The organism is Chroococcidiopsis sp., assembly GCF_051657925.1.
Classification (GTDB): domain Bacteria; phylum Cyanobacteriota; class Cyanobacteriia; order Cyanobacteriales; family Chroococcidiopsidaceae; genus Chroococcidiopsis.
Genome location: NZ_JBOFLP010000265.1, coordinates 1 through 9,098, shown reverse-complemented (window position 1 = coordinate 9,098; position 9,098 = coordinate 1). Strand labels below are relative to the sequence as shown.

Below are 9,098 nucleotides of genomic sequence, written 5' to 3'. Positions count from 1 at the left end.
ATTGCCCTTTGAGCTTTTTGCGAAAGTTCGTCATTGTTATAGAAAGAAAGCTTGACTTTGTTGCCAGTTTGTTGCTCCCAGCGGCTCACAAGTTGTTGCAACGCTTCATCTTCTTCCAATGTATAGCCTTTATCCCACCAGACTTTCAAGACTTGACTTTCATTTGAAGACTCGTTGACTGAGGATAGGTTTGTTTCAGAGCTGTTAGTGCAAGCAATGGCGATCGCCACGATCGCGATCGCGATCGCCTGCACTAACGACTCTGAAACAAACCTATCCTCAGTCAACGAGTCTTCAAATGAAAGTCAAGTCTTGAAAGTCTGGTGGGATAAAGGTTATACCTTGGAAGAAGATGAAGCGTTGCAACAACTTGTGAGCCGATGGGAGCAACAAACTGGCAACAAAGTCAAGCTTTCTTTCTATAACAATGACGAACTCTCGCAAAAAGCTCAAAGGGCAATTCAGGCGGGAAGTCCGCCCGATATCTTAATGAATGATAATGCCGATCGGGTGTTGAATCCGCGTTTGGCTTGGGAAGGCAAATTGGCAGATGTCTCAGATGCGATCGCACCAGTGAAGCAGTTTTATCCCGACACTGTATTAGCCAGTGTTTATTTTTATAACAACCTCAAAAAACAGCGCAGCTATTATGCAATCCCGATTCATCAAGGGATACCTCATATTTTTTACTGGCGCGATTTACTCAAGTTAGCAGGACGCAGCGAGAAGGATATTCCCCAGGATTGGGATGGCTTCTGGAAGTTTTGGAAACAAATGCAGGATACCCTGCAAACCCAACACAATCGGAAGATTTATGGAATCGGCTTTCCGCTCTCAGCTGGAGTTGTGGATACCTATGAAATTTTTGAGCAAATTTTAGAAGCCTATGACGTTCAAATTCTAGATTCTCAGGGTCGACTGCGCGTTGACGATCCCAAAGTTCGCCAAGGCATTATTCAGTGTATAGATTGGTACACTAAATTTTACAAACAGGGCTATGTACCACCAGAGGCAATTAACTGGCTGAACCCAGACAATAATCGCAGCTTGCTCAATCGCCTGATAATTATGACTCCCAACAATTCCCTCTCGATTCCTGCTGCTGTGCGCCAACAACCAGACCTTTACCGCTATAAGCTTGGCACAATCGGGTATCCTAATAAACCCAGTGGTAAGCCGATGCGTTATTTAGCTCTAGTTAAGCAAGCGGTTGTCCTAGCCGACTCCAAGAACCAGAAGTTAGCCAAGGACTTTCTCGCTTATTTAATCCAACCGCAGATCATCGGCAGTTTTCTCAAAGCTGCGGGAGGGCGTTTTTTGCCAGTCCATAAACTCGTCTGGAAAGACGCATATTGGACAAACACGAGCGATCCTCACATCTCCACTGCTGCCAAGCCAGTCATGCAAGAACAAACGCGCCTGATTTCTACTGCCCAAAACCCTGCCTACAGCCTAGTTCTAAAGGAAAGTATTTGGAGTAAGGCTGTTAATAAAGTCGTTGTCAATGGCGTTGCTCCCGAACAAGCAGCAGATGAAGCGATCGCCCAAATTAAGCAAATCTTCGCTCAATGGCAGTGAAGAAACAGGGAGCGCACGAGCAGGGAGCAGGGAGCAGGGGGAAGAGAGTAGGGAGCAAGGAGCGCACGAGCAGTTGGTTCCGACTTACGACTTACGACTTACGACTTAAACCGTGACTAGTTCTGACTTACGACTTACGACTTACGACTTACGACTTAAACGTCGCGATCGCTTTAGGTTGAGCTGTCGCTACAAATTTCTATCATTATTTCTCAGTCTCACAGTTGTTGCTTGCACTCAAAACGCTCAAGAACAAAACTCTAAAGTCAGTGTATCTTCAGCCAGCAATTCCTCTACTGAGAGTACAGTGTTGAATATCTGGTGGGATAAAGGCTTTACCTTGGAAGAAGACGAAGCACTGCAACGAGCTGCAAGCCGCTGGGAACAACAAACTGGCAACAAAGTCAAGCTGTCTTTTTATCCCACCGACGAGCTATTACAGAAGGCGGAAAGGGCAATTAAGGTAGGCAAGCCACCCGATCTCTTAATGAGTCACCGTGCTGGGGAGGAGCTAAATCCGCGTCTGGCTTGGGAGGGCAAACTAGCAGATGTCTCAGATGCGATCGCACCAATAAAGCAGCTTTATCCCAATTCGGCGCTACAAGCCGTTAATTTTTATAACAATGTAGATAAAAAGCGAAGTTACTATGCAGTGCCAATTTATCAGGCAACTATCCACATCTTCTACTGGCGGGACTTGCTAGAGCAAGTAGGTCGGCGCGAACGGGATATTCCTAAAGATTGGAATGGCTTTTGGGATTTTTGGTCGCAAGCACAGCGCGATCTGCGGGCAAAGCAAAAGCGGCAGATTTACGGCTTAGGTTTTCCTTTCTCGATAGGAGCTGTGGAAACCTACTTCTTTTTTGAACAGATTTTAGAAGCCTACGATGTCCAGATTCTCAACTCCCAAGGTCAACTGCGCGTAAACGATCCCGAAGTGCGTCAAGGCATTGTTAAATGCTTAGAGTGGTATGCCAAATTTTACCGTCAGGGCTACGTGCCACCAGATGCGATCGACTGGTCAAATCCAGATAACAATCGCAGCTTGCTCAACCGCATTGTGCTGACAACACCCAATTTGACGCTTTCAATTGCTGCTGCTGTGCGTCAAAATCCGAATGTCTACCGTTATCAGCTGGGTACGATCGAGTTTCCCAATAAACCTAGTGGTAAGCCAATGCGTCTGTTGGTTACACTGAGGCAGGCTGTTGTATTTAACCAGTCCCAGCACCAGAAATTAGCCAAAGACTTTCTCGCCTATTTAATCCGACCAGAGGTAGCTGGAGAATATTTCAAAGCTGCGGGAGGACGTTTTTTGCCAGTTAATCGGCAAGTTTGGCAAGATCCTTTCTGGACAGATCCAACCGACCCCCATATCTCGACTGCCATGAAGCAACTGATCCAGGGTCAAACGCGCCCATTTTATCACGTCCAAAATCCCGCTTACAGCCTAGTTGTGGCGGAGAATCTTTGGGGCAAAGCTCTCAATCGCATAGTTGTAGATCGCATATCCCCAGAGCAAGCAGCGGATGAAGCGATCGCGCGGATGAAGCAAATTTTCGATCGGTGGCAGCAAAGTACTTCCTTTTGACGCAGAAATTATACATTGAAGGGGTGAGTAGTGAGGGAAGAGAGCAGAGGGGGCTGAGGGAGCAATTCAAAATTCAAAATTCACGCATTAATTCACGCACCACTCTCTTACCAACTACCAACTACCAACTACCAATTACCAATTTTCAATGAAGTCTTGGAATCAACACCTGACTGCTAAAGTCGCCAGTTCCTTCTTAGTTCTATCCCTAGTGGCTGTTGGCGTGGTGGGAAGCGTTGCTTTCTTCAGTGCTAGAGAGGCTCTCAAGCAGGCTGCTTTCAATCGCCTCAGCGTTGCTGCTACCCTGAAAGAAGAAGAAATTGGGCGTTGGTTTGAAGACCAGCAACGAGATTTTCTCCTCGTAACTCAGCATCCAGAGCTACAAAGGAATATCAAGATATTACTAAGTGGCAAAACCGCCGATCCGAATTATCTTGCCGCTGATAAAATTCTCTCCAATTACCTAATTAGTGTCACCCAAACCAAGCCAGCTTTAAGAGAAATTTTCATCCTCGATCGCAGCAATCAGATCGTTCTATCAACTGACAAGCAGCGCGAAGGTAACTACGAAATTTTAGCTAACGTTACCTATTTTGAACGAGTTGAGGCAACAGCTACCTTTGACCCGATTTTCTACGTTTCACCCGTTACGGGTAAGCCGTCAGTTACCTTGGCAACGCCCCTACGCGATGCAGCAGGAGTGCGCCAAGGTATCATTTTAGCTCACCTCAACTTAGACCGCATCGATCGGATCGTCCGAGAACGTACAGGCTTGGGTAATAGCGGTGAGACATACTTAGTCGGCTCTTTGGTCACAAAAAACGCTTTTATCTCTAAAGCAGATAAAACTGAAGCACGGGAATTTCCCGAAGGAATTAGCAGCCAAGGCATTGATGCGGCAATGAGTGGTGTCAGCGGCTCTGGACTTTATCGAAACTATGCCAAACTGCCTGTAATTGGTGTCTATCGCTGGCTGAACGAGCAAGATCTGGCTTTGTTAGTGGAGATGCAGCAGGAAGAAGCATTTGCCCCTGCTCGCCAACTGGCAGGAACAATCGTACTCGTAGGACTAGCATCGGTGGGTTGTCTATCAATTGGAGTGTATTGGCTAACGCGACAGTTACAAATCTCTCGCGAGCAGTTAGAGAATTACAGCCATAAATTGGAACAAAAAGCACAAGAAGCTGAAGCTGCCAACCTTGCCAAAAGCGAATTTTTGGCTAACATGAGCCACGAACTACGGACTCCACTCAACGCCATTCTTGGTTTCAGCCAACTGATGAGCCGCGATCGCTCGCTCAACGCGGCACAGCTAGAAAATTTAGACACGATTAATCGCAGTGGCGAGCATTTGCTGACTTTAATTAATGATGTCCTGTCAATGGCTAAAATTGAGGCAGGGCGCACAATCCTCAATGAAAATAGCTTCGATCTCTACGAGCTATTGGATTCACTAGAAGAGATGTTACGGCTAAAAGCAGAAGCCAAGGGCTTACAGCTGATCTTTGAACGCACCCCTGAAGTTCCCCAATGCGTACGCGCAGACGAGAGCAAATTGCGCCAAGTCTTGATTAATCTTCTGGGTAACGCAATTAAATTTACTCAAGCAGGCGGAGCAATCTTGCGCGTGAGAACGAAGCAGGATAAGCAAGAGACATCCCCTCTGCCATCTACTCCTACCTGTATCCTACACTTTGAAGTTGAAGATACTGGTCCTGGCATTGCAGCATCAGAGTTGGAGAGATTGTTTAAACCCTTTGTCCAAACGGAAGCAGGTCGAAAATCCCATGAAGGAACTGGTCTAGGTTTAACTATTAGCCAACAGTTCGTGCGCTTAATGGGAGGAGAGATCGCGGTTAGCACGACTTTGGGTCATGGAACGATTTTTAGTTTCGAGATTCCAGTTAACCCCGCAGCAGTGGTGGAAGTGCAGCCTCGACAGCACTATCGGCGAGTCATTGGACTCGCGCCCGACCAACCGAAGTATCGTATCTTGGTAGTTGAAGATAAATGGGAAAACCGCCAACTTCTAGTCAAGATGCTGGAATCAGTGGGCTTCGAGGTGCGCGAAGCTGAAAATGGTGAAGAAGGAGTGGCGATTTGGGAGAGCTGGCAACCACAATTAATCTGGATGGATATGCGAATGCCAGTGATGGATGGCTATGAAGCGACTAGACAGATTAAAGCCCATCTAAAAGGTCATGCGACGATTATCATCGCTCTAACAGCTAGTGCCTTTGACGAGGAACGCGCTGTAGTTTTATCTGCTGGGTGTAATGATTTTGTCCGCAAGCCCTTGCGGGAAGAAGTTATCTGGGAAAAAATGATGCAGTATTTAGGGGTGCGTTATATCTATGAAGAAAGCACCCAGCAGGTAGCGATCGCCAGTCAGCAGGAAGAAAAAGAACCCTATACGCTGACAGCCCAAAGCTTGAGAGTCATGCCTCTTGAGTGGGTGGCACAGCTACACCAAGCAGCACTGCGGACTGATGAGAAGCTGATTTTCGATCTTCTAGAACAAATTCCACAGGATTATGCTCCTATGGCAACTGCTCTAGCCGATTTAGTAAATAACTTTCGTATTGATAAGATTATCGATCTAACGCAACTAGATTCAGCATGAATGACGATCGCGCTCAGGAGCCTAAAGCGAATATTTTAGTAGTTGACGATAAGCCGGATAACTTACGACTTCTATCTGCGATGCTATCTCAGCTAGGGTATGAAGTCCGTAAAGTGATCGACGGAAAAACAGCCTTGATGACAGCGCAAGCTGCCCCGCCCGATCTAATTTTGCTTGACATCATGATGCCAAACATGAATGGCTATGAGGTCTGCCAACACCTGAAAGCTTCACCAACAACCCGCGATATTCCGGTAATTTTTATCAGCGCCCTAGATGAGGTCATCGATAAAGTTAAAGCTTTTGCAGTCGGGGGAGTTGATTACATCACGAAACCCTTCAGTGAAGAAGAAGTTTTTGCCCGTGTAGAGAATAATCTGACGCTGCGGCGGTTACAACAGCAGCTGACAGAGCAAAATGCTCGCCTGCAACAAGAAATTTGCGATCGCCAAAAAGCAGAGTCAGCACTATGGCTGAGCCAGTTTTATTTAGACAAATCTAGAGATGCAATCTGTATCATTAATGCAGATGCACGGTTTGTCTATGTCAATGAAGCAGCCTGTCGCATCCTGGGATACTCTCGCACCCAATTGCTAGATATGGCTGTTTGCGATGTCAATCCCAATTTTCCATCAACAATCTGGCAGTCACATTGGCAGGAAATTCGGCAGAAAGGCTCCTTCACCTTTGAATCGACCTCACGGACTAAAGATGGTCGGGACATCAGCGTGGAAATAACTGCTAATTATTTAGAGTTTAACGGTCAAGAGTACAATTGTGCGATCGTTCGCGATATCACTGCTCGCAAACAGGCAGAAGCGGCACTGCTTGGCAGCGAAGCGAAGTTTCGCCATTTGTTCGAGTCTGCGCCCGTAGGGATTTTCTCTATACGCCTTTTCGATGGTTCGCTGCTGGATGCTAATCAGCACTTTGGGCAAATACTCGGTTATAGTACCACAGATGCGATCGCGCAAAAATCCATAACTGATTTTTTGAGCGATCCGACTGCCCAACAGCAGATCTTGGCAGCAAAACAGGCGGCGGGAAAAGTCTGCCAGTGCCAAATCCAAATCCGCAAACAAGACGGAACGATAATTTGGGTGCTATTAGCACTACGAATTGATGCAGCAGAGAATTGCTTGGTAGGCGCGATCGCTAAGATTGGCGATCGCCCTTAAGCTCACATCTTGCATAGGGGCGACTGCAAGTCGCGACTACACAGAAGCGGGCGGTTGGGCAACGGGTTGCCCAACCTTAGCCGCGTACAAAATTCACCTACGTGGGTTAAAACTCTAGATAGTCCGTCAGTCCGCGCCGGCGGACTAGCCTACGGCAAGCCGCTATGCGTCTACGATTATGTAACCGCGAATTCTATTCCCCCAAGCTTGTTGCTACGAAGTATTGAAAAGCAGGTTAACCTGAGATTATCAGAGATTTTAGCTACTCAAGGAAACCTTTAGTATTTCAAGTTCTCTTAGGGTGACAACCACTTGCAGCTTTTCAACTGTGGTAACCGTTCCGTAAGTATCGGTTGATATCTCTGTTGTCCTAAGATTAGGACTCAAGCAAGTCCAGAGATTTCCTGTAATGACAAATACAATTTATCAAATTACATTAATGAACGAAAGGTATGCAGCAACAGCCTTTAAAAAGGTAAGTTTGCAGTAGATAATTTGCAAGAGTTCTAGCAATAAATATAACTCTCATTTGAGAGCTGACGATCGCGCAGCTTGCATTTTTAACACTGCCTGCCTTGACGCTGCCCGTTCTTGACCGTAGCAATTGGAGTTGGAGTTGAGACGTTTTCTTTATTCTAGCGAAATCATCATTACCCTTTCAGCAACGCCAGGAGTCACAAATGCAAGTTGTCACATTACCTTTAGAACCAAAATTCGATACCAGCCAAGGTATCGCGCTCCAAGATCTAGCCCAGATTTGGCAATGGCAGTTGGCATTTGACTATCCTAATTGCAGTGCAGCTACCAAAGAGAGTATTGTCTGCTGGCTACTGGGAAACCGTTCGGAACGTCTGGACTCACAGCAGTTTAAACTCGCACAGCAAGGGATAGCATACCGCTACCGGATTTTGCAGAATCGTTATTTAGGACAAGCACCAGAACAGGGGTATCGCCGCCTCTTGACCCGCTTGAGTAGTTTAGTAGTGCTACAAAATAAAATCCGCATGATGGTGGCTCTCAGTCGCGATCGCCGTTGTCAAATTAGCGAAGTATTACAAGAGTTTTTGCAAGATTTACTGCAACGCGATTGTTACCTACAACAGCAAATAACAGCGATCGCTGAATGTACGGATGACCTTCGCTTGCGAAACGCCTTACTATTTACTGCGATCGAAGAATACTGTTTGCGACCAGTTCGCAATCAACCGCTGATCGTCTACCGCTTCATCAACTATATGCGTCGCTATGCACCAGGAGGAGTGACGCAAGTACCGAACAGCAGTGAGATTCGGATTGTTTTTGCTCAAATTCCTACTGAAGATAGCGATCGCAGCTTCAACTTGCTAGATGTACAAGCGATCGGGCAATACAAGGAACAAGAAGAAGCCGCAGAGCAACAGAGCGAGCGAGATGAAGTTAAACAGCAGCTATCTCAATACCTAGAACAAAAGTTGGGACATTCAGCCGTTCAATGGTTAAATTTATACCTGCAAGGACAATCGCAGCAAGCGATCGCTTCTCAGTTAAATTTGACCGCTAAAGATGTTTACCGCTTGCGAGAAAAAGTTTGCTATCACGCTACGAGACTTTTTCAAAAAGGAAACAGGAAACAGGAGACAGAAAATTGGAGAATTCAGAATTAATGTTCGATTTTTGTAGGGACGTACAGTTGTGCGCCCCTATGACTCCTCTAGTTTATTACCTGAGATTACCAGAGATTTTAGCAGCAGATATTACTACCAAGCTTAGAGTTTCTTTAAACTAAGTACGATCGCTTCTCAAAGTTTTAGTTAGTTCACCTGTGTTTTTCTGAGTTTTATTTATAAAATTTCAGAGAATTTATGTAACGACAAATGCAAAGTTATAAATTAACTTAGTAAGTAGAAGAGTTGCTAAAAACTATAATAACTAATCGACTCGAAAATAATAAGAGGTCATCACAAATGTCTGGCTTTACTATCACCTTAACTCATTTCAAATTTAATCTATTGCGATCGCCATGCCAATGGCTTGACTCTATTGAAATTCATAACTCCAATCTAGCTCGATTGCTGTGCATCGCAATCCCTGCTCGTTGTCCTTTTGAGCGGGAAATAAAACTTTTCAATCGCACTATTTTCCGAATTCC

Annotated in this window: 8 protein-coding genes and 1 pseudogene; 8 read left to right on the top strand and 1 reads right to left on the bottom strand. The window is 45.7% G+C overall.

Annotated features, from left to right (window positions below):
- Positions 1-254, bottom strand: a pseudogene (locus ACRC32_RS22100) (carbohydrate ABC transporter substrate-binding protein); the annotation flags it as partial.
- On the opposite strand from ACRC32_RS22100, the gene ACRC32_RS22095 reads away from it, so the two are divergent.
- From ACRC32_RS22095 to ACRC32_RS22060, 8 genes are all read left to right on the top strand, one after another.
- Positions 217-1,578 (top strand): ABC transporter substrate-binding protein, encoded by a 1,362-nt coding sequence (locus tag ACRC32_RS22095; RefSeq protein WP_438555994.1) that lies wholly within the window; start codon positions 217-219, stop codon positions 1,576-1,578. The pseudogene ACRC32_RS22100 and the gene ACRC32_RS22095 overlap by 38 nt on opposite strands.
- Complete coding sequence (locus ACRC32_RS22090; RefSeq protein WP_438555993.1) at positions 1,569-1,694, top strand: hypothetical protein; 126 nt, start codon at positions 1,569-1,571, stop codon at positions 1,692-1,694. The genes ACRC32_RS22095 and ACRC32_RS22090 overlap by 10 nt, the downstream gene beginning before the upstream one ends.
- Positions 1,691-3,169 (top strand): sugar ABC transporter substrate-binding protein, encoded by a 1,479-nt coding sequence (locus tag ACRC32_RS22085; protein WP_438555992.1) that lies wholly within the window; start codon positions 1,691-1,693, stop codon positions 3,167-3,169. Before ACRC32_RS22090 ends, ACRC32_RS22085 begins: the two co-directional genes overlap by 4 nt.
- A complete protein-coding gene (locus ACRC32_RS22080; protein WP_438555991.1) occupies positions 3,166-3,321 on the top strand; it encodes a hypothetical protein in 156 nt (51 codons plus the stop codon). The genes ACRC32_RS22085 and ACRC32_RS22080 overlap by 4 nt, the downstream gene beginning before the upstream one ends.
- On the top strand, positions 3,318-5,792 hold the full coding sequence (locus tag ACRC32_RS22075) for an ATP-binding protein (RefSeq protein ID WP_438555990.1): 2,475 nt from the start codon (positions 3,318-3,320) through the stop codon (positions 5,790-5,792). The genes ACRC32_RS22080 and ACRC32_RS22075 overlap by 4 nt, the downstream gene beginning before the upstream one ends.
- The gene (locus tag ACRC32_RS22070) at positions 5,789-6,970 is read left to right on the top strand and encodes a PAS domain S-box protein (RefSeq protein ID WP_438555989.1); all 1,182 of its coding nucleotides are present in this window, start codon (positions 5,789-5,791) and stop codon (positions 6,968-6,970) included. Before ACRC32_RS22075 ends, ACRC32_RS22070 begins: the two co-directional genes overlap by 4 nt.
- Before the next feature lie 680 nt (positions 6,971-7,650).
- Complete coding sequence (locus ACRC32_RS22065; RefSeq protein ID WP_438555988.1) at positions 7,651-8,613, top strand: hypothetical protein; 963 nt, start codon at positions 7,651-7,653, stop codon at positions 8,611-8,613.
- A 300-nt stretch (positions 8,614-8,913) separates the two neighbouring features.
- A partial coding sequence (locus ACRC32_RS22060; RefSeq protein ID WP_438555987.1) for a Mo-dependent nitrogenase C-terminal domain-containing protein occupies positions 8,914-9,098 on the top strand: 185 nt, incomplete at its 3' end.

Bases quoted from the DNA above. Each gene is read 5' to 3' on its own strand.
- ACRC32_RS22095 (WP_438555994.1), top strand. From the start codon at position 217: ATGGCGATCGCCACGATCGCGATCGCGATCGCCTGCACTAACGACTCT.
- ACRC32_RS22090 (WP_438555993.1), top strand. From the start codon at position 1,569: ATGGCAGTGAAGAAACAGGGAGCGCACGAGCAGGGAGCAGGGAGCAGG.
- ACRC32_RS22075 (WP_438555990.1), top strand. From the start codon at position 3,318: ATGAAGTCTTGGAATCAACACCTGACTGCTAAAGTCGCCAGTTCCTTC.
- ACRC32_RS22070 (WP_438555989.1), top strand. From the start codon at position 5,789: ATGAATGACGATCGCGCTCAGGAGCCTAAAGCGAATATTTTAGTAGTT.
- ACRC32_RS22065 (WP_438555988.1), top strand. From the start codon at position 7,651: ATGCAAGTTGTCACATTACCTTTAGAACCAAAATTCGATACCAGCCAA.